At 64.4% G+C, this 19699-nt stretch carries 17 protein-coding genes and 1 pseudogene; 14 read left to right on the top strand and 4 right to left on the bottom strand.

All coding sequences use genetic code 11. From position 1 onward, the window contains the following. The first annotated feature begins 96 nt into the window (after positions 1-96). The 9 genes and pseudogenes from LB528_RS19255 (at position 97) to LB528_RS19215 (ending at position 9844) form a co-directional block, all read left to right on the top strand. Positions 97-255, top strand: coding sequence for a hypothetical protein (locus LB528_RS19255; protein WP_224513178.1), 159 nt, complete (start codon positions 97-99; stop codon positions 253-255). 230 nt (positions 256-485) lie between these two features. Further along, positions 486-1553: a type III polyketide synthase gene (locus LB528_RS19250; protein WP_224715941.1), complete on the top strand. Its 1068-nt coding sequence runs from the start codon at positions 486-488 to the stop codon at positions 1551-1553. Next, complete coding sequence (locus LB528_RS19245; protein ID WP_224715940.1) at positions 1550-2272, top strand: methyltransferase domain-containing protein; 723 nt, start codon at positions 1550-1552, stop codon at positions 2270-2272. The genes LB528_RS19250 and LB528_RS19245 overlap by 4 nt, the downstream gene beginning before the upstream one ends. After that, positions 2269-3504: an NAD(P)/FAD-dependent oxidoreductase gene (locus tag LB528_RS19240; protein ID WP_224715939.1), complete on the top strand. Its 1236-nt coding sequence runs from the start codon at positions 2269-2271 to the stop codon at positions 3502-3504. The genes LB528_RS19245 and LB528_RS19240 overlap by 4 nt, the downstream gene beginning before the upstream one ends. Positions 3505-3642: 138 nt before the next feature. After that, positions 3643-4107, top strand: a complete 465-nt coding sequence (locus LB528_RS19235; protein WP_224513170.1) for a DUF2231 domain-containing protein — start codon at positions 3643-3645, stop codon at positions 4105-4107. A 642-nt stretch (positions 4108-4749) separates the two neighbouring features. Beyond that, a complete protein-coding gene (locus LB528_RS19230) occupies positions 4750-6258 on the top strand; it encodes a tlde1 domain-containing protein (RefSeq protein ID WP_224715938.1) in 1509 nt (502 codons plus the stop codon). Between the two features lie 246 nt (positions 6259-6504). Next, positions 6505-7740, top strand: a complete 1236-nt coding sequence (locus LB528_RS19225; protein ID WP_224715937.1) for a glycosyltransferase — start codon at positions 6505-6507, stop codon at positions 7738-7740. Positions 7741-7898: 158 nt separating this feature from the next. Then, positions 7899-8685: pseudogene (locus LB528_RS19220) on the top strand (ThuA domain-containing protein). 100 nt (positions 8686-8785) lie between these two features. Then, complete coding sequence (locus LB528_RS19215; protein WP_224715936.1) at positions 8786-9844, top strand: Gfo/Idh/MocA family protein; 1059 nt, start codon at positions 8786-8788, stop codon at positions 9842-9844. 140 nt (positions 9845-9984) lie between these two features. Here LB528_RS19215 and LB528_RS19210 read toward each other — a convergent pair whose 3' ends face one another. From LB528_RS19210 to LB528_RS19200, 3 genes are all read right to left on the bottom strand, one after another. Then, positions 9985-10707 (bottom strand): 3-keto-5-aminohexanoate cleavage protein, encoded by a 723-nt coding sequence (locus LB528_RS19210; RefSeq protein WP_224715935.1) that lies wholly within the window; start codon positions 10705-10707, stop codon positions 9985-9987. A 168-nt stretch (positions 10708-10875) separates the two neighbouring features. Continuing rightward, on the bottom strand, positions 10876-11808 hold the full coding sequence (locus LB528_RS19205) for a dimethylarginine dimethylaminohydrolase family protein (RefSeq protein ID WP_224715934.1): 933 nt from the start codon (positions 11806-11808) through the stop codon (positions 10876-10878). A 36-nt stretch (positions 11809-11844) separates the two neighbouring features. Beyond that, entirely contained in the window at positions 11845-13440 is a 1596-nt protein-coding gene (locus LB528_RS19200) for an amidohydrolase (RefSeq protein ID WP_224715933.1), read from the bottom strand. Positions 13441-13522: 82 nt separating this feature from the next. On the opposite strand from LB528_RS19200, the gene LB528_RS19195 reads away from it, so the two are divergent. After that, positions 13523-14419, top strand: coding sequence for a LysR substrate-binding domain-containing protein (locus tag LB528_RS19195; RefSeq protein ID WP_224513154.1), 897 nt, complete (start codon positions 13523-13525; stop codon positions 14417-14419). A gap of 62 nt (positions 14420-14481) precedes the next feature. Beyond that, positions 14482-15156: a helix-turn-helix domain-containing protein gene (locus tag LB528_RS19190; RefSeq protein WP_224715932.1), complete on the top strand. Its 675-nt coding sequence runs from the start codon at positions 14482-14484 to the stop codon at positions 15154-15156. Positions 15157-15206: 50 nt separating this feature from the next. Here LB528_RS19190 and LB528_RS19185 read toward each other — a convergent pair whose 3' ends face one another. Beyond that, positions 15207-16325, bottom strand: a complete 1119-nt coding sequence (locus tag LB528_RS19185; RefSeq protein WP_224715931.1) for an epoxide hydrolase family protein — start codon at positions 16323-16325, stop codon at positions 15207-15209. A gap of 237 nt (positions 16326-16562) precedes the next feature. On the opposite strand from LB528_RS19185, the gene LB528_RS19180 reads away from it, so the two are divergent. From LB528_RS19180 to LB528_RS19170, 3 genes are all read left to right on the top strand, one after another. Then, complete coding sequence (locus LB528_RS19180; protein ID WP_224513148.1) at positions 16563-17657, top strand: ABC transporter ATP-binding protein; 1095 nt, start codon at positions 16563-16565, stop codon at positions 17655-17657. 72 nt (positions 17658-17729) lie between these two features. Beyond that, a complete protein-coding gene (locus LB528_RS19175) occupies positions 17730-18842 on the top strand; it encodes an ABC transporter substrate-binding protein (RefSeq protein WP_224715930.1) in 1113 nt (370 codons plus the stop codon). 22 nt (positions 18843-18864) lie between these two features. After that, positions 18865-19698: an ABC transporter permease gene (locus LB528_RS19170; RefSeq protein ID WP_224513144.1), complete on the top strand. Its 834-nt coding sequence runs from the start codon at positions 18865-18867 to the stop codon at positions 19696-19698. The last annotated feature ends 1 nt before the right edge of the window (position 19699 follow it).

Here is a 19699-nt window from a genome sequence, read left to right as displayed (position 1 = left end):
CACTTTTGTGATGCGCCGTCCCGCTTGTCCGACGGGCCCCCGTTGGGTTTGGAACCCTTGCCGCTCTCGCAGGGTTGATATGCGAGGCGAAGCGCCATGGAAGACAAACCGCCTGCCGAAAACCCGGGAAGGATCCTCGCCACGGTGCTGGCGATCTGCCTCATCATTATCGCCTTGTTCTTTATCGGCTTCAGATATTCGGAGCGCGATCAGGGAGCCTTGATCGTGCCCGGAGCGGCGCAGGGCAGCAAGTGATCGGCCCGAAGGCCCGCCAAGTGTGGAAAGGGCTGTAACGCTTTGATTTTGCCTGCCATCCCTCGCAAACCTTTTAGGTTCGAGATCGCACGCCGGGGAAGAAACAGGTTTTCCGAAACGTTTATCCAACAGGCAACGCTCAGCGCCTTGCGCCTGACAAGGGCGCTCATGAGCCAGGAACCCTTCCGGCAACAGCGCGTACCCACGCCTGAGGCCCAGGGAGACAGAACATGTCCATCAACGCCTATATCAACCGGATCGCGACAGCGGTTCCGGAGCACGAGGTCCACCAGTTCTATCTAGCCTACGCGGCCTCGATGCTCGCCGCCGATCGCAGGAGGATATTCGAACGCATGGCCGGCCTTTCCGGCATCGAGCACCGCTTTTCATGTTTTGCGCCTGCTCTCGATCCCGAAGGGCCGTCGGCCGACCTTGCCGGAGCCTTCAAGCGCGGCGCGTTTCCCGGAACGGCTGCCAGAATGGCGATGTTCGCTGAAGCAGCACCCGTCCTGGCGCAAAAGGCCGTCGACGGACTGCGGCTCGGCGACGAGGAATCGCGCATCACCCATCTCATCGTCACCACCTGCACCGGCTTCTCCGCGCCGGGCATCGACCTCGACCTTGCCGCGCGATGCGGCCTGTCGGATGGTATCGAACGCACGATGATCGGGTTCATGGGCTGCTACGCTGCGGTCAATGCCCTCAAGCTTGCCCGTCACATCGTCCGCTCCGACGCGCGGGCCAGAGTCCTCCTGGTCAATATCGAGGTCTGCACCCTGCATCTGAGGGAAACCACCGAGCTGGAAAAGCTGCTGTCCTTCTGCCTTTGGGGCGACGGTTGCGCGGCGACGCTCGTAACCGCCGAGCCGTCCGGTATCGAGCTCGACTCCTTCCGCTGCACCGTCGCCGAGGAGCGGCGGGAGCTGATGACCTGGGATATCCGCGACCACGGCTTCGACATGTTTCTCTCAGGCAAGGTTCCTGCGGCGGTCCAGGAAACGTTGCGAAACAACCAGGACGCTATCCTGGGTGGCCGGCCACCGGAGGCGATCGACCTCTGGGCCGTACATCCCGGTGGGCGCAGTATTCTCGATGCCGTCGAGAAGGCGTTCGACCTCGCGCCGGCCGCGCTCGGGCCGTCGCGCGAGGTGCTGCGCGGATACGGCAACATGTCGTCGGCGACGGTGATGTTTGTAATGGAGAAGATGCTGAAGGCGCCGGGCGGCCAGCTTGGCTGCGGCATGTCGTTCGGACCCGGGCTGACGGCCGAGACCATGTTGTTCCGGACCGCCTCATGAACGCGCTCGATCAACGGACACTTGTCCCGGAAATCCTCGATCGCCTCGCCGCGGACGATCCGCGGGCGCTCCACTCGCGGCGCGATCTGCGCCGGATCAACGCGCTGATGTTCCAGGCGCCGATCATGGCGTCGCTGATGAGAAAATTCATGGCCAAGGCGCCCGGCCGCATCCTTGACATCGGCGCCGGCGACGGCACCTTCATGCTGAAAGTGGCCCGGCGCATGACAAGAGACTGGCCGAAGGTGGAGCTGACGATGCTCGATCGCGTCGGCCTCGTCACGCCCGAGCTGACGGCGGATTTCGCCGGTCTGGGATGGAAGCTCGAAACCTTCACCGCCGATGTCTTCGACTGGGCGCAGAAGGCGGATGCCGGGACTTTCGATGTGATCACGGTCAACCTGTTTCTGCATCATTTCGACGACGCCGAACTGCTACGTCTGTTTTCGCTGCTGGTTCGCAGGGCGCCATTGCTCATGACGACGGAACCGCTGAGGGCAGGCTTGGCGCTCGCGACGACCCGCCTTCTGCCGGCGATCGGCGCCAATGACGTCACCAGGCATGACGCCGCTCAGAGCGTGCGCGCCGGCTTTCGCGGCAGCGAACTTTCCGATCTCTGGAGCGCTGCCGGCGGCCGGCCGCTCGAGGAGCGGCGTGCCGGCCCCTTCTCCCACGTCTTTGCCGGCGCCGCGTCGATGCCTGCCAAAGATGTGCCATGAGACCGGCATCGACCCACGATGCGATCGTCATCGGTGCCGGCCCGGCAGGCTCGTCAGCGGCGCTTGCGCTGGCCCGGCGCGGCCGGACCGTGGCGATCGTGGAAAAGAGCGTGTTTCCGCGTCGCAAGGTGTGCGGCGAATATATCTCGGCAAGCAATCTGGCGCTCCTCGAGCGACTGGAGATCGCCGATGCGTGGCGGGCCGAAGCGGGTCCCGAAATTCACCGGGTCGGCTTCTTTTCCGGCGATACCAGCGTCGAGGCGCCGATGCCGCGTGCGAAGTCCGTGCCCGCGGCAGGAGACGGTTTCGGGCGCGCGCGCGGCCGCGACATACTGGACTCCCTGCTGTTGGATGCGGCCCGATCGGCCGGCGCAGACGTGTTCCAGCCCTGCCGCGCCGTCGCCATCGAACGTGATGGCGCCTGCCAAGCGGTGTGGATCCAGGCGGGAGCCGGGAATTCCCGCGACGAGGCGACGATCCTGCGGGCACCAGTGATTGTCGCCGCGCATGGCTCGTGGGAACCGGGACCGCTGCCGAGTCAGCTCGAGAAGAAAGGCCGTCCCTCGGACCTACTCGGCTTCAAGGCGCATTTTTCAGGATCGACGCTGCCGCCCGACCTGATGCCGCTGCTGACGTTTCCCGGCGGCTATGGCGGCATGGTGCTCGCAGACCACGGCCGCCTGTCCATCTCCTGCTGCATAAGGCGCGATGTGCTCGCCGGGTTGCGCGCCAGCCGTGCCCGCGAGCACGGCGGCCAGGTCTCGGCGGCCGAAACCGTCGAGCATCATCTCAGGACGACATGCCGGGGGGCGCGAGAGGCGCTGGAGGGAGCCAATCTCGACGGTCCGTGGCTTGCCGCCGGCCCGATCCGGCCAGGCATCCGCTCCGGCTACGACGGGGACATCTTTCGCGTTGGCAACATCGCAGGCGAGTCGCATCCGATCATCGCAGAGGGCATATCGATGGCACTGCAATCCGGCTGGCTCCTGGCCCTGGAACTCGGCGCGGCAGCAGGTGGGCAGGCGAGACGCGAAGCGGTCGGCAGACGCTACGAGGCGGCCTGGAGAGAATTATTCTCGACCCGCGTCCTCGCCGCGGAAGCCATCGCGCGCATCGCTCTCGGCCATGGCGGCGCCGCCACAATGAGAGCAGTCGTCCGCAATTTTCCGCAGGCGCTGACCCTGGGAGCGCGGCTCAGCGGCAAGACGAGAGCGGTGCCGGGTTTTGGCTGACGGGCGCGTGGCTCGATGAAGCACGCCGGGGTTATGGAACATTCCACAGTCGCCGGGGTTTTATGTTCGGTTGGGCTGTATCGTGGGTTGCCGATTGCGTTGGCCAATGTCGGCGCCAGATACCTTGGAGGTATTGTTATGACTCATTACCCGCGTAGCACGGCAAGCATAGGCGGCCACCCGATCCATCCGATGTTGATCCCCTTTCCCATCGCCTTTTTCGTCGCCACCTTGGTCTGCGACCTGATCTTCTGGCGGACGGGCAATCCCGGTTGGGTGACAGGCTCGCTGTGGCTTCTCGGGGCCGGTCTGATCATGGCGGCCCTCGCCGCTGTTGCCGGCCTGACTGATGTGCTGGGCGATGACCAGGTCCGCAATCTTAGGGATGCATGGCTTCACGCCGGCGGCAATGTGATTGTCGTCCTGATTGAGCTCTACAACTGGTATTCGCGCTATGTTCATGGCGAGGCGGCGGTCATTCCGGTCGGTCTGATACTGTCCCTGCTCGTGGTCCTCATACTTCTGTTCACCGGATGGAAGGGCTGGGAAATGGTCTATCGCCACCACGTGGGCGTCGCCGACAGCCCCGACGGCCGGCGCTGATTTTTCTTCGCTTTGCTGTTGCTCTGTCGGACAGCCCGCCCAAGATTTGGCCGTCACCCCTTGCGTCAGGAATCCCGCCGTCAGGCGGGGTGACTTTTTTGGGTGATCCTCGCGACAAGACGGCTAACGACCACACCCGAGAACCCGCGTCGACTGGTCCAAAACTTTGGCGGCTGGCTTGTTCCGCCATTGGCCGGGCCGTCGCATTTTGACCCGAATCGGCCGCTAGCCGGCTGAGATGCTGCGGTTCCAGTGTTCACGGTTTCTTGACAGAGGCCGGAAAAACGGGCAGCAAAGCAGGTGAGGGAGAGCATTTTTACCGTGGCGGAGACCATGGAGGGCTCTTTTTTCGTATGGACCGTCGCCAAATCGGCGATTGGTGGAGGGATTGGTTAACCATCTTTGTCCATCTTTTGAATCAATCGGCAACAGACGCGTGAAGGTGCAGGGGGCACCGGCGAACTGTGATCGTGACGGGTGCCAGGTCCGCAAACCGGCATGCCGATTGAGAGTGGTCGTATGGCGTTTTTGCGTTTGAAGTACCGGGGTGACACTCCTGATGAGGGGGTAACTTCGAAGAAATCTGGTGGTCATCGTTGGGTCGTGGTGCCTGCTGTCGGCGCCGCCCTTGCCCTTTGGTCCATGGCCACTTTGGCAGGGCTGCATTCGGTAAGCACCTCCCTGACCGCCGCTTCCAATGGATTGCCGCAAAGCCTGCTTTCGCCGCGCAACATCGCGCTTGGCGACCAGCGCCGGCAGATCGCCAATGCCTGGGCGCCGCATCTTGCCGGCAATGGCGGCTACAAGGCAGGGTCGCTCACCGGCGGCTGCGATGCTCGCTGCGTCAGCCTCGCGATGAACTTCAGACATGACGGCCAAGCTGCTGAAAAGCTGATAAATAAAGGTCTCAACGGCAAAGCGGCGCGCCTTAAACTGCCGTCGCCCGACAGCGTCGCGCAGGAAAAGGTCGTGGTGGTGGCTTCGGCCGCCGGAGCCGCCGACCGTTTCGACGGCGTGGTGAAGCGGGCCGCGCTTTCGCCGCAAAAGCTTGCCGATGCCTTTGCCCGCGCCGAGAAGGCGCCGTTCGTGCTGGCCAGCCTACCTTCGGCGAGCCGCTTCGGCGGCGCGCTGCCAGGCGCTCCGGCGGAAGCCCGGTTCGGTTCGCCGCCGGCCGAAATCGCCGGCGCTTCCGAGCTGGCGCTTGCGCTCGCCAACATATCGCCGGAGGAGACGGCCGACGTTCCGACCGCCGTTGCGCTGCAAAACAGCGACGGGCCCGATGTCGCCGACAAGCCGGACAATGGCCCGGACAATGGCCGGGACGGCGCGTACCAGGTCGCCTCGCTGCCGCCGCAAGACGATTTGCCCGACACGATTGCCGTGCCCGGCCTTCGCCCGCGGACCACGCTCCAGCGCGCCACCGAGGCGCCCGAGCAGAACGCGGCGTCCAAACCGCAGAAACCCGAGGCCGCGAAGCCGCAGGCCGCCAGGGACAAGCCACAGCCAACGGCCGCCGACATCGCGCAAGGCGGGCCGACGGCGGCCTCGCCGAGAAGCGGCGACCAGGCCCTGCCTGGCGTTGCGGGCTCGAAGCCGTTCGTGGCCGACTCCAAACCTGGCAGGCGCAAGGCGCAGGCATCCGAGATGCTCGCCTATGCCAAGCCCGACACGCCGGAGAGCGGCGGCCTCGGCAGCGCGTTCCGCAACCTTTTCAATGGGCCTTCCACGGGCAATGGCGTCGCCGTCTACGATATTTCGGCGAGAACCGTCTACATGCCTGACGGCTCGAAGCTGGAGGCGCATTCGGGCCTGGGTTCGATGGTCGACCAGCCGCGCTTCGTCGACCGTAAGAATGTCGGTCCGACGCCGCCCGACACTTACAACCTGTCGATACGTGAATCGCGCTTCCATGGTGTCGAGGCGATCCGCCTGACACCGGCCAGCGGCCGGAACAAATACGGCCGCGACGGCCTGCTCGCGCACACTTATATGCTGCGCGGCGGCCGCGCCGAGTCCAATGGCTGCGTCGTCTTCAAGGATTATCACCGCTTCCTTGCCGCCTACAAAAAGGGCAAGATCAAGCGCCTCGTCGTCGTCCCGCGGCTCACAAGGTCCCCTACCCAGGTTGCCCAGGAAGGCCGCCAGGGTTGAGCTCTACCCGAGCCGGCGCACTGGTCGCCGGCTGTCATCGATCCCCGCTTGCTGATCCGAAGGGCCTGGCGCCAATACGCGCCCGGGTATTTGCCGTCGCCGCGTCGACGCATGGCGATCGCAACCTCACCTGAGGAAGCGATTACGACCCTTCCCAGGAGGGAGATATGGCGCAGCCCGGGCTTGCGGCAAGCCCCCGACCATGGCGTATCAACGCTGCTCCGCAGAACCACGATGGAGCATGGAATGCGAATCTTGTTATCGAGTTACGGCTCGCGCGGCGACGTCGAGCCATTGGCGGCGCTGGGCGCGGCTTTGCAGGCGCATGGCGTCGACGCCAGGGTGAGCGCACCCGCCGACGCGGAATTTGCCGCTCTTCTGGCCCGCGCCGGCGTGCCGCTGGCGCCGGCCTTCGCGCCGGTGCGCGAATGGGCGAAGGAAATGATCAACCGGTCGCGATCGGCCACGCCAGAGGACCGGGCCAGGCTGATTTCCGGCCAGGCGGCTGAGATCGTCGCCAGACAATATGAGGCGCTGAGCGTGGCCGCCGAAGGCTGCGACGCCGTGGTGGCGTTCGGCCTCTTCCCGTCCTGCGCCGCCGCGCGGCTGGTCGCGGAACAACGCGGCATGCGTTACATGCTCGGCACGTTCTGCCCCATCTGGCTGCCCTCGCCGCACAACCGGCCGCATGAATATCCAAGCCATCCGCTGCCGGCCGGCGTGACCGACAACCGGCTCTTGTGGGAGATGGACATCCGGACCAAGAACGCGCTCTTCGGCGAGGCGATCAACGGCCATCGCGCATCGCTCGGGCTGCCCCTGGTGCAAAACGTCCGGGACTATGTCTACGGCAAAAGAGTCCTGCTCGCCTGCGATCCAACGCTAGGACCGTGGCTGCCCTCGGACCTGATCGACGCCGTGCAGACCGGCGCCTTCATCCTACCGGATGAGCGGCCCCTCCCCGGCGGGCTGGAAGTCTTCCTCGGTGGCGGCTCGCCGCCGGTCCATGTCGGCTTCGGCTCCATATCGGTCGCGAGCGAAGCCGGCCGCGCGGCCATCGAGGCGATCCGCGCCAAGGGCCTCCGTACGGTGCTCGCGCATGGCTGGGCCGAGCTCGGCCTCGTCGACGATGGCGACGATTGCTTCGCCGTCGGCGAGGTCAACCAGCAGGCGCTGTTCGGCCGCGTCGCCGCCGTCATCCACCATGGCGGCGCCGGCACCACCGTCGCCGCCGCGCGGGCAGGAGCGCCGCAGGTGATCGTGCCGCAGATCGGCGACCAGCCCTATTGGGCGCGGCGGGTGGCCGAGCTCGGCATCGGCGCCGCGCATGACGGCCCAGTGCCGACGGCGGCGTCGCTATCGGCGGCGCTGGAAGTGGCACTGGCGCCGAAGGTCCGGCTTCATGCTCACAAGGTGGCCGCCGAGATCCACGCCGATGGGGCGGACGCAGCAGCGAGATGGCTGGTGGAGAGGATGAGGTGAAGAGAACTGAGAGTTGGGCGGGTTGGTGTTGTGCCGCTCTCTTCAGCCCTTTCTTCACACCGCCCTAAAGAAACCGAGCTCTCTAAAACCGCTTTCAATACCGGGCGAAGGCGCTATCTATGGCGCGGGGCGGCTCCCAATCACTCACGAGGCAATCCATGACAATTCGCGCTGTCGTCTGGGGCGAGAACATCCATGAGCGGACCAATGAGGTGGTAGCTTCCATCTATCCGGAAGGCATGCACGCGACCATTGCCAAGGCGCTCTCTGCCGACAAGGCGATCTCCGCCTCGACCGGCGACGCTGGAGCAGCCGGAGCACGGCCTGCCGGAATCCCGCCTCGCGGAAACCAACGTGCTGGTCTGGTGGGGCCACAAGGACCATGGCGCAGTGGCCGACGAAGTGGTCGAGCGCGTTGCGAAGCGCGTCTTCGAAGGCATGGGGCTGATCATCCTCCATTCCGGCCATTTCTCGAAAATCTTCAAGCGGCTGATGGGCACGCCCTGCACGCTGAAATGGCGCGAGGCCGGCGAGCGCGAGCGGCTCTGGGTGACTAGCCCCAGCCACCCCATTGCCGAAGGCGTCGGCGAATATTTCGAGCTGGAGAACGAGGAGATGTATGGCGAGCAGTTCGCCGTGCCCGAGCCGCTGGAGACCGTTTTCATATCCTGGTTCCAGGGCGGCGAGGTGTTCCGCTCGGGCCTGACCTACCGGCGCGGCGCCGGCAATGTCTTTTACTTCCGTCCCGGACATGAGACCTATCCGACCTATCACGACGCCACCGTGCAGAAGGTGCTGCGCAACGCGGTGATATGGGCGCACAACCCGCAAGGGTCGAAGCCCGCAATCCTCGATGCGCCGAACGTGCCGGTCGAGAAAGCGCTGGAGCCGATCGAGGAGCGCGGGCCCAGGCTGCATGCGCATGGCGAGGCCGGCTTCCGCTAAAAAGCGTCTCTCCGTTCGCTTGGGATTGCGCGGTAACAGCGCCTGGGTCACATTCGCCTCACGTTATTGAATCGAACCAAATCGCTCGGAGGAGCAGAAAATGCGGCTTTTGATATTAGGCACCGGCTGGATGGCGCAGGAACATGCCCGTCGCTTTGGCGCCATCGAGGGCGTCGACATCGTCGGCGCGGTCGACGTCGATATGGTCCGCGTCGGCGAATATGCCGACGCCTACAAGATCCCGAAGCGCTTCACCTCGCTGGAGGCGGCGCTCGACTGGGGCGATTTCGACGCGGTCGCCAATGTCACGCCCGACCGCATCCATCACCCGACCACAATGGCGCTGGTCGCCGCCGGCAAGCCTGTGCTGTGCGAGAAACCGCTGGCGGAAAATTTCCGCAAGGCCAACGAAATGGCCAATGCCGCGGAAGCCGCCGGCATCGTCAACATGGTCAACCTCACCTATCGCAATGTCGCCGCGCTGCAGAAGGCGCGCCAAATGGTGCAGGCCGGCGAGATCGGCACGGTGCGCCATGTCGAGGCGTCTTACCTGCAGAGCTGGCTGGTGTCGAAATTCTGGGGCGACTGGCGCACCGATCCGAAATGGCTGTGGCGGCTGTCGCGCGGCCACGGCTCCAACGGCGTGCTCGGTGATGTCGGCATCCATATCCTTGATTTCGCCAGCTATGGCGCGGCGCTCGATGTCGACCATGTCTTCTGCCGGCTGCGTGCCTTCGACAAGGCGCCGGGCGATCGCATCGGCGACTACCAGCTCGATGCCAATGACAGCTTCGCCATGACGCTCGACTTCGCCAACGGCGCCTTCGGCGTGGTGCATGCCAGCCGTTGGGCCACCGGCCACCTCAACGAGCTTCGGCTGCGCATCTATGGCGAGAAGGGCGGCATCGAGGTGGTGCACAATCTCGAAGGCTCGATATTGAAGGCCTGCGTTGGCGAAAATGTCGAGAACGCCAAGTGGGAAGAGCTCGAGGCCGGCACCGTGCCGACCAACTACCAGCGCTTCGTCGAGGCGGTGCGGAGCGGCGCGCAGACCGAACCGAGTTTCCGCCACGCGGCGGGCCTGCAGAAGGTGCTGGACCTTGCCGTGGTGTCGGACGAGAAACGGGCGGAGTTGAGGGCGCATACGGATACGCAGTAGCGCTTTCCTCGCCCCCGCCAAAGGCGGGGGAGAGGTGTCCGCGAAGCGGACGGAGAGGGGGTCTTCGTAGGGCGCTCCCCCTCTCCGTCTCGGCTTCGCCGAGCCACCTCTCCCCCACTTCGTGGAGGCGAGGAACAAGATCACCGAGCGCGGTAAATCGCCACCGCCGCAGCCACCAGCGCGGCGTTGCCGTCCGCTACGCTTGCGTCCGGCAATCCCTTGCCGTCCTCCAGCCCGACCCGCGTCGACAACTTCCGCGCAGCCGCCCTTTCCACGAACGGCCATACCGTCGCGTTCTCGCCATGCAGCAGGATCGAGCGGCGGATGCCGGCGCGTTCCAGCACCGTCTCGATGCCGTCTGCGACGGCAAAGGCTTCATCCAGGGCCTGTTCGGAAATCTCGATCAGCACCCGCAGCACCCGCCAGCCATGGTCGAGGCCGGCCAGGCGCTCGGCGTCGGCAATGGAGGCCAACCCCGCCTCGATGCCGATGCCGCGCTGGCGCAGGCTTTCCATGACGACGGGCGCCGCCGTTTCGCTGAGATTGACCGAGGCATAGTCGGGCAGTTCGCGCCAGCCGGAGATGGCAACCAGCGTGCGCAAGTCATCCTTTTCGATCCAGGCGCCGGTGGAGACGCCGATCAGCGTGCCCGGACAGGCGCGGCGGAGTGCTGCGACCGTCCTGTCCACCGCCTCCGGCGCCAGGCTCTCCCGACCATCGGCGCCGCGCGCATGGACATGCAGCTCGGCCGCGCCCGCCGCGATCGAGGCTGCGGCGTCGCGCGCCATCGCCTCAGGGTCGAGTGGCAATGCGGGGTGGAAGTCGGCGGCTCGGGCGCCGTTGATGCAGGCCTGGACGATCATCGTTGCGGCAATCCTGTTTCGGCTGGCCGGAGCCTAGCGCAGGGCCAGAATGATCGGAACGGATATGGCGAAGTCTCCTGACAGGCCGGGCCTACAAGAGAAATACCCCTGGCCCGACAGCCAGGGGATAAGCTTTCATCGCCGGCAATTGCCGAGCTTCGAAATCGGTTATGCCGGCACGCGCTTCAGCGCTTGCGCCATGCAGTGGATGCCGCCGCCGGTCTTGGAGATCTCGCTCATGTCGACGGCCGCGACTTCAAACCCGCGCGCCTTCAGCTGGCCAATCAGCGTCTTGCTGGAAGTCGGCGCGATCACCCTGTCCTTGCCGAGGGACATGAAATTGCAGCCGAGCGCCATCGTGTCCTGGAAGGGCACGTCGATGATCTCGTGGCCCTTGCCCTTCAGCCAGTCGACGATGCCTGGCTCGGTGCAGGCGAGGCAGACGGCGGTGAGCTTTTCGGCGATCGGTACCACCATCAGGTCGATATGGACGTAATATTCGTCGATGAAGGCAAGCCGCGTCTCCCAGCCTTCCTTGTCGAACCATTCCTTGACCTGGCGTGCGCCCTCTTCCTGCGTGCGGGCACCGCCGCAGCCGATCAGCACCAGGCCCTCCTCGATGACGTTGAAATCGCCGCCCTCGAAGGTGCCGGCGGTCACCATGTCGTAGATCGGTATGCCGAGCTTTTCATAGGTGCGGATGGCGGCGTAGTTCTCGCCGCGCCGCCACCAATTGGCCATGGCGGTGATAAAGGCGCCGTAGGGAGTCATCACGCTGGAATCGCGCGAATAGACCTGCATCGGCAGTTCCGGCGTCGGCTCGTGCCAATGGATGTTGACGCCGAAATGCTCATAGGCCGCGACGAGATCCTTGTGCTGCGCCTGCGCGATCTGGACGTTGCAGGGCGCCTCGCGCAGATGCTTGCGCGACAGCGAGCTGGTCGACAGGTGACGCAGGAAGTTCGGCGAGCCGAGCAGCACGTCGGTCAGCACATCGGTTTCGTTGGCGAAGCCCCAGGCGGTCAGCGGCTTGGTGCCGCCATTGGGATTGCGGCGCTGCAGCGAGAACGGCTCGGCGACGATGCGGTCATGGACGGTCATGGAGTTCTCCTCGAGCTTAAGGTTGTCGTTGGTCGGTCATGCGGTGGAGGCGGCCGGGATCCACCAGTCGCGCCCGCGCGGCGTGGTGACATATTCAGGCCAGCGGAAGTTGATCGGCGGTTCGTAGTCGCAGAGCGGCGCGATCCAGCTCGATCCGCCGACGCCGCCCCCGGTTCGCCTGACGAACTCGTCCATCGCGGCATCCCGCGCGGCCTTGTCCTCGAGCAAGCGCAGGGCGGTGAGCGCAACGGTCTTGGCGGCGCAGGTGACCATCGGGTCAATGGTCGCCGAAATGCCGCCCAGCGCGTTCATCACCCAGGCCGGATAAGTATGGCCCGGGGCCGCGCGCAGCGCCGGACGGGCGATGTAGAAACGCGACGTCGGCGCATGCCAGCTCATGTCGGTGTAATCGTCGGAGGTGGAGTTCACCTGCGAGGGCGGCAGGTCGCGGCGCAGGATCGCCTCGGCCTCTTGCGGCGAAATCAGACGCGCCAGCTCGTCGATGAACGGGTTCTCCGTCGCCTCGCCGCCGGCATTGACCTGGACTTCGCGGGCGATCGCCCTCGCCTCTTCGTTCCAACGCGGCGCGCCGACGATGGAAAGCGCCTGATAGGTGATGTCGGCCATGGCGTGATTGGCCAGCCCCGGCCGCGACTTCGACACCCAGTGGCGCTCGTAGCGGCAGCCGCTCATCTTGGCAGCCGCCTCCGCGTTGCGGTCAAGCACGGTCATCACCTGCTCGGCCATGGCAATGGTCGGCACGCGGATCATGTACTGGATCTCGGCCAATCCCGCCGGCAGGTTGTCGGCGGTCGCCTGCCCCGCCGTCAGGATCGCCTCGCTGATCGACCAGCCGCCCTGATGCGTCAGCATGGAATCGCGCAGCGCCTTGGAGGCCATGTACATCATCACCAGCGCGTCGTTGGCGCCGGGCGCCCGGACCGCCGAATGCGCTTGCGGGATGGGTGCTGCGTCGCTTGCCGCGCGGGTCCAGTTCTCCGGATCGTCGCAGACAAAGCGGTAGATCATCGAATAGGCGGCGCCGCAATGCGTGTCCCAGCGCGCGGTGTTGCAAAGCGGCAGCATGTAGAAGGGATGGAAGGAGATCATGCCGGCGAGGCCGTCATAATAGCCCTTGGCCGCATGGATCGGCTTCGACCCCCTCACCTTCTCCGCCGGCTCGCCGGTGAAGCGCAGCGTGCCCTTCATGCCGTGCTCCAGCATCGCCGCCTTGGTGGCCAAGAGGCCGCCGAGGCTGCCGATGCCAAGGCCCGAATGTGGATCGGTGTGGCCGCCCGCCTCAACACCGAGACCCGGGCGCGGCCGCTTCACCGTCGCGGCATCTTGGCAATTGCCGGGCACGGCATCGTACTCGCCATACATGCCGATCACCGGGCCGTCGCCATTGGTCCAATGGGCGCAGAAGGCCGTGGGCATGCCGCCGGAACCTTCCTCGACCGAAAAGCCTTCGCGCTTCAGCCGGTCCACATACCAGGCTGCCGACTGGTACTCGCGCCAGGCGGTTTCGCCAAAGTCGAAGATGGTGCGGGTCCAGGCCGAGAGCAGCGGCTGGATGCTGTCGATGCAGGCAAGCGCGGTTTCTTGCGCCGAGGTCGTCACCGGTTTGTCCATGCCTCAAAGAAAGCAGTGAAGCGCCTCATCAAAAAGTGATATGTTTTTCCGGCTCGTGCAAATTCGGTTCACCTGAGGCCTCTTGCGAATACCTTCCACGCAGGCGCTGCGCGCCCTCGACAGTTTTGCCCGTCACGGCAGCGTCTGGCGCGCCGCCGACGAACTTCACCTCACCCGCAGCGCGGTTTCGCATCAGTTGAGACTGCTCGAACGCGACCTCGGCTTCGATCTTCTGCAGCGCATCGGCAAGGGCGTCGCGCTGACGCCCCGCGGCCAGCGCTACGCGGCCGACGTCAGGAAGGCGCTGACAGTGCTGGGCGATGCGGTGACGCAGGGCGGCGGCGCCGGTGTCGGCGGCTCCTTCGCCATCTCCTGCCCGCCGGGCTTCGCCTCGATGTTCCTGTGTACCCATATAGGCGAGTTCCAGCAGATGTATCCGGACGTTGCGCTCTCCGTGCTGACGCCACGGCGGCTCGACGATGTCAGCAATCCGGAGGCCGACGCCTTCATCGCCTTCGGCGTCGGCAATTGGCCGAACCGGGCGGTGGAACTGCTGTGCGAAGTCTCCTTCACGCCGCTCTGCAGCCCGACGCTGCTCAACAAGGTCGGCGGATTCTCCAAACCAGCCGATGTGCTGCGCGCCAACCTGCTGCATCTCAGCGACACCGAGGACTGGGCGCGCTGGCTGGCGCTGTCCAAAGTGGAAAATCCCGACACCGAGGGCGGGATCTTCTTTTCCGATATGAACCTCGTCTTTTCGGCGGCGATTGCCGGCCAGGGAATTGCGCTCGGCGACGAACTGACTGGACGCCGGGCGCTGGGCGAGGGCCGGCTGGTCAAGCCGTTCGAAGCAACCGTGCCCTCGCCGCGCGCCTATTTCCTGGTCTTCGAGCACGCCAAGGCCGGACACCCGGTGCTCAATGCATTCAGCGACTGGCTGAGGGCGAAGCTGTCGGAGAACAGGCTGGCGACGTATTGAGGCGCTTGCCATGGATGCAGACTGAACGTCGGCTCGATTGTATTTCAACACGCCGGTGAGACATGACCCAAAGACACATGCATCGTTCGTCACCCCATCCCTGGATCGACAGGGTCTGGCAGACGGTCTGCCTGGAGGATGGGATCTACAGATCGACTCCCGACGGCTCCTGGGATCTGATCCTGAGTGTCTCTCCCGACGGGCGACCGACGGTCTTCCTGAGCGGACAAGCAACCGAGCCGGTGGATGTTCCTTACCTGGCCGGTGAACATTCGGTGGTCATATCATTTGCCGCCCATGTCCATCTGACCAAGGACGAGGAGATCAGAACCGGCGCTGCGATACGGTTGCTGCCGGTTGAGAGCGGGGGTTTCCTGCTTGACGGCGTCGAACTCCCGCTGCCGACCTTCGGCAATGCCGAACAGCTTACCGAGAGGATGGTCAAGGCAAATCTGCTGCAATCTGACGATCTGGTCGCCAAAGCATTCACCCCGAAGCCCAAAGCCGCCTCAAGACGGTCGGTACAGCAACATTTCAAGAAGACGACCGGCATCACCCAGAAGGATTTTCAGCTGATAAGGCGGGCACAGGAAGCTGTACGGCGGTTGAAACGGGGCGAGAATTCAGCCGCTGTCGCGGCCGATCTCGGCTACAGCGACCAACCGCATATGATCAAATCCATCAAGAAGATCATGGGGCACCTGCCTTCGAATCTCGACCCGGTCCACAAGATCTGAACACCGGGACAAGATAAGCTTGCCCGGTGTTCATCAGCACCAAACATGGATCATTTGGTCAGAAGTGCCGCAAACCGCCTGATGTCGTCGACATAAAAGGCGGGGTCCTCCCAAGCCGCGAAATGGCCGGCGGTCTCCATATCGTGAAACTGGACCACATTGCCGGAGGTCTGGCGGTCAGCCCATTCGCGCGGGAGCCGCACGCCGCCCGGGATCGGCGCCTCAGTCGCCACGGCGACCGGAACCTTCGTGTCCGCCCCCCTGATCGTCGGCTGCTGCATGGCGTTCTGGTTGTAGATGCGAAACGACGAAGCCGCCGTTTCGGTCAGCCAGTAGATCATGATGTTGGTCAGCAATTCGTCACGCCCAAACCGCGCGTCCGCATCGTCTCCAAGCCCCATACCGGCCATGAAGCTCATGATCCATGCGGCAAGGCCGACTGGCGAGTCGTTCATGGCGAAAGCCAGACTTTGCGGTTTGGTGGCCTGCACCAGATTGAACGCGCCATGGCTGAAGAACCATCGCTGAATTGCACCTGCGTAGGCTTGCTCGGGCGGGCTCAGCAACGCGAAATCGGTGGTGTGGTCAGGATATCCAACATCAGTCACGTGATAGCCCAGGAGCTTTTCCGCATGCCGCTGCGCCAGCGACATGGCGATCACGGAGCCTGTATCGCCACCGGCGGCGATGAATTTTCCATATCCGAGGACATCCGTCATGAGCGTTGCAAGGAGGTCACCGACCTTGTCCATCGCCAGCGCGGTCCTTCCGGAGAAGCCGCTCCCCGGGATCGACGGCACCACAACGTGAAAATCATCGGAAAGCGGCTCGATCACCTTATGGTAGCGGTAGAAGGAGTCTGGCCAGCCATGCAGCAAAAGCAGCGGCGTCGCATCCTTTTTCTTTGAAGGATGATGCACGAAGTGGAGCTCGATACCATCGATGCCGACCTTGAAATTGTGCAGGGCGTTTATGGCTGCCTCGGCCTTGCGCCAGTCATAACCGTTGATCCAGTGGTCGGTCAGCTTTTTCATGTAGGCGAGGTTCGTACCGAGCATCCAGCCAACATCAGCAGGTTCATCCGGCCAGCGAGTATGCTCAAGCCGGAACTTGAGGTCGGCTAGTTGCGATTCAGAGATGACGACGTTGAAGGGCATCGGGGCGGCCATGAAAAAGTCTCCTGTTGGCGGCGTTTCGTCTCATGGTGTGCTGTGATTTATCAACCTACGCGGGATGGCGGAAAACCGATTGTAAAAATGCGCAAACTCGATGCGATACCCGCCGCGGGCATCCCGCCCCAACCTCGCCACACGTGAATCAAATTTGCCGGTCAGACGAAAACTATTCGGTTGCGGTGAGCCGCAGCCGTGCCTACGATTTGGCTTGACGGTGAGGATAGAAGCAGGATGCAGCAACCCGGCCGGGCCGCAGAGATCAAGGCGAACGGGATCGGCAAGAGCTTCGGCTCGTTCCGGGCGCTCGATAATCTCACGCTCGATATCGGCCGCGGCGAGTTCCTGACGCTGCTCGGACCATCCGGCTCTGGCAAGACCACCTTCCTGATGATCCTCGCCGGCTTCGTGCAGCCGAGCGAAGGCAAGCTTTTCAGCGACGGCGTCGACATCACCAACCGGCCGGCCGAGCAGCGCGCCGCCGGCATGGTGTTCCAGGGCTATGCTTTGTTCCCGCATATGAGCGTGGAACAGAACATCGCCTTCCCGCTCAAGGTGCGCAAGAAATCCGCCGCAGAGATCAAAAGCCGTGTCGGCGAGATGATCGAACGCGTCGGTCTCAGGGGCCACGAGAAGAAGCTGCCGGCGCAGCTTTCGGGTGGCCAGCAGCAGCGCGTGGCGCTGGCCCGCGCGCTGGTGTTCGAACCGGGAGTGCTCTTGCTCGACGAGCCGTTCTCGGCGCTGGACAAGAGCCTGCGCGGCCAGATGCAGGCCGAGATGAAGCGGCTACACCAGGAGACCGGCACAACCTTCGTCTTCGTCACGCACGACCAGAGCGAGGCGCTGGCGCTGTCGTCGCGCGTCGCCATCTTCAATCACGGCAAGCTCTTGCAGGTCGGCAGACCGGACGAAGTCTATGACCGGCCCGCCAACCGCTTCGTCGCCGAGTTCCTCGGCGAGATCAACATGCTGCCGGTGAAGGGCGTTCGCCCCGCCGACAATGGCGCCACCGGGCTTTGCGAGGACCGCGCGGTCAACATGCGCTGCAAGGCCGAGGCGATCAAAGGCGACGCGATCCTCGCCATCCGCCCCGAGGACATGTCGATCGCGCCGGAAGCGTCGGTCAACGAGAACGGCATCGCGGCGACCGCTGTCGCCTCGACCTATCTCGGTGCCGCGACCAAGCTCGATCTCACCACCCGCCAAGGCGCCAAGGTCACCGTCTCGGTGCCGAACGAGGTCGCGGCCGCGGCGCTGAGCAAAGGCAATTCCGTCTGGCTGACCTGGCCGGCGGAGAAGGGTTTCCTCCTTCCGGACGGAGGACAGTAAGCACCCGCCGCCGCGGCCCGAAATCGCCGCGCTGGCTTCCGGTTCAAATCAACGACAACAAGGGGAACTGACATGAACGATACGAAGAAACAGACAATCGAATCCCTCGCCGAGCGGACCAAGCGCGGCGAGATCTCGCGCCGGCAGTTCGCGCAGCTTGCGGGCCTCGTGCTCGCCGGCACGCCGATGCTTTTGCGCTCGACCGGCGCTCGAGCCGAGACCAAGGGGCTGGTGCTGGTGAATTGGGGCGGCGACGCCATCACGGCTTACGACGCCGCTTACGGCCAGGCCTTCACCAAGGAAACAGGGATCCCGGTCAAGATGGACGGCTCGGGCCCGACCGAAGGCGCGATCGCCGCGCAGTTCAAGAGCGGCGCGCCGACCTGGGACCTGGTCGACGTCGATCCGTTCTCTGCCATCACGCTCGGCGGCCAGGGCATGCTCGAGCCAATCGACTATAAGATCGTCGACAAGAGCAAGATGCGGCCGGGCTTCGGTTGGGAATATGCCGCCTCGACCTACTTCTTCTCCTATGTGATCGCCTACGACTCGCAGAAATTCGGCTCCAACGCGCCGACCGGCATGGCCGATTTCTTCGACGTCAAGAAATTCCCTGGCAAGCGCTCGCTCTACAAATGGGGCGTGTCGAGCTGGGAAGCGGCGCTTCTGGCCGACGGCGTGGCGCCTGCCTCGCTCTACCCGCTCGACCTGAAGCGCGCGCATGACAAGATCGCCGCCTTCAAGGAAAACGTCGTCTCCTATTGGGGCGGCGGCGCCGAGAGCCAGAGCGTATTGCTCAACGGCGAGGCTTCGATGGCGATCGTGTGGTCGACCCGCGCCTCGCTGATCGAGCAGGACTCCGGCGGTCAGATCAAGTTCATCTGGGACCAGGGCCTGATCTCGCCCGGCGCACTCGCCGTGCTGAAGAACAATCCCGGCGGCAAGGACGCGGCGATGAAGTTCATCGCCAGCACCCAGGATCCGCAGAAGGAACTGGTGATGTTCGAGAAGCTCGGCCAAGGCCCGGCGAACCCGGCGGCCGACGCGCTGATCCCGGCCGACAAGAAGCGCATCAACCCTGTCGATCCGGCGAACATGGCGAAGCAGATCCCGCTCGACATGGAGTGGTATGCCAAGAATTACGGCGCAGCACTCGACGAATACACCAAGATCATCTCGGCCTGATCGGGCCGAGAACTACTTGGCGATGAGAGGCACCCTCTCCGACAGGACGGGCGCGGCGCTGTTGATGGCGCCGCTGCTCCTGTTCCTCGTGCTTGCCTATGCCTGGCCCTTCCTCGGAGTGGTGAAGTGGAGTTTTACGCTCCCCACCCCCGGGCTCGGCCAGTACCACGCTTTGCTCACCGACGACCTGGTGCAGTCGGTGTTCATCCGCACGCTGCGCATCGCGGCGATCGTCACCGTGGTCTCGGTCACCGCCGCCTATGCCATCACCGTGGTGTGGGTGCGCGGCAGCCCGGTGCAGCGCGTGCTTGCCGAGTTCTGTATCCTGGTGCCATTCTGGATCTCGGTGCTGACGCGCGCCTTCGGCTGGGTGGCGCTGCTCTCTAACCGCGGCCTGATCAACACCTGGCTGCAATCGATCGGCTTCATCTCCGAGCCGCTGACTTTGGTGCGCAACGAGTTCGGCGTCATCGTCGGCATGTCGCATTTTTTGATCCCCTTCGCGGTGTTCCCGCTGGCTTCCGCCATGCGCAGCCTGGACGAGCGCGTGCTGCTTGCGGCGCGCGGGCTTGGCTCCAGCCGCATGCGCACCTTCTGGACGGTGTTCGTGCCGATGACGCGCTCCGGCATCATCGGCTCGGCGCTGATCACCTTCGTCTTCTCGCTCGGCTTCTTCGTCACGCCGGCAATCCTCGGCGGCGGCCGCAGCGTGATGATCGCGGAGCTCATTTACCTGCGCATCTTCCAGAGCCCGGATTGGGGGCTGGGCGCAGCGATCAGCGTCGTGCTGGTGGTGTTCGTCGGCGCGCTGATGGCGCTTGTGTTCCGCTACGTCAGACCGAAGCAATTGGTGTAGC

It is taken from the genome of Mesorhizobium sp. CA4 (assembly GCF_020165075.1).
Taxonomy (GTDB): domain Bacteria; phylum Pseudomonadota; class Alphaproteobacteria; order Rhizobiales; family Rhizobiaceae; genus Mesorhizobium.
This window is presented reverse-complemented; position numbering and strand designations above follow the sequence as displayed.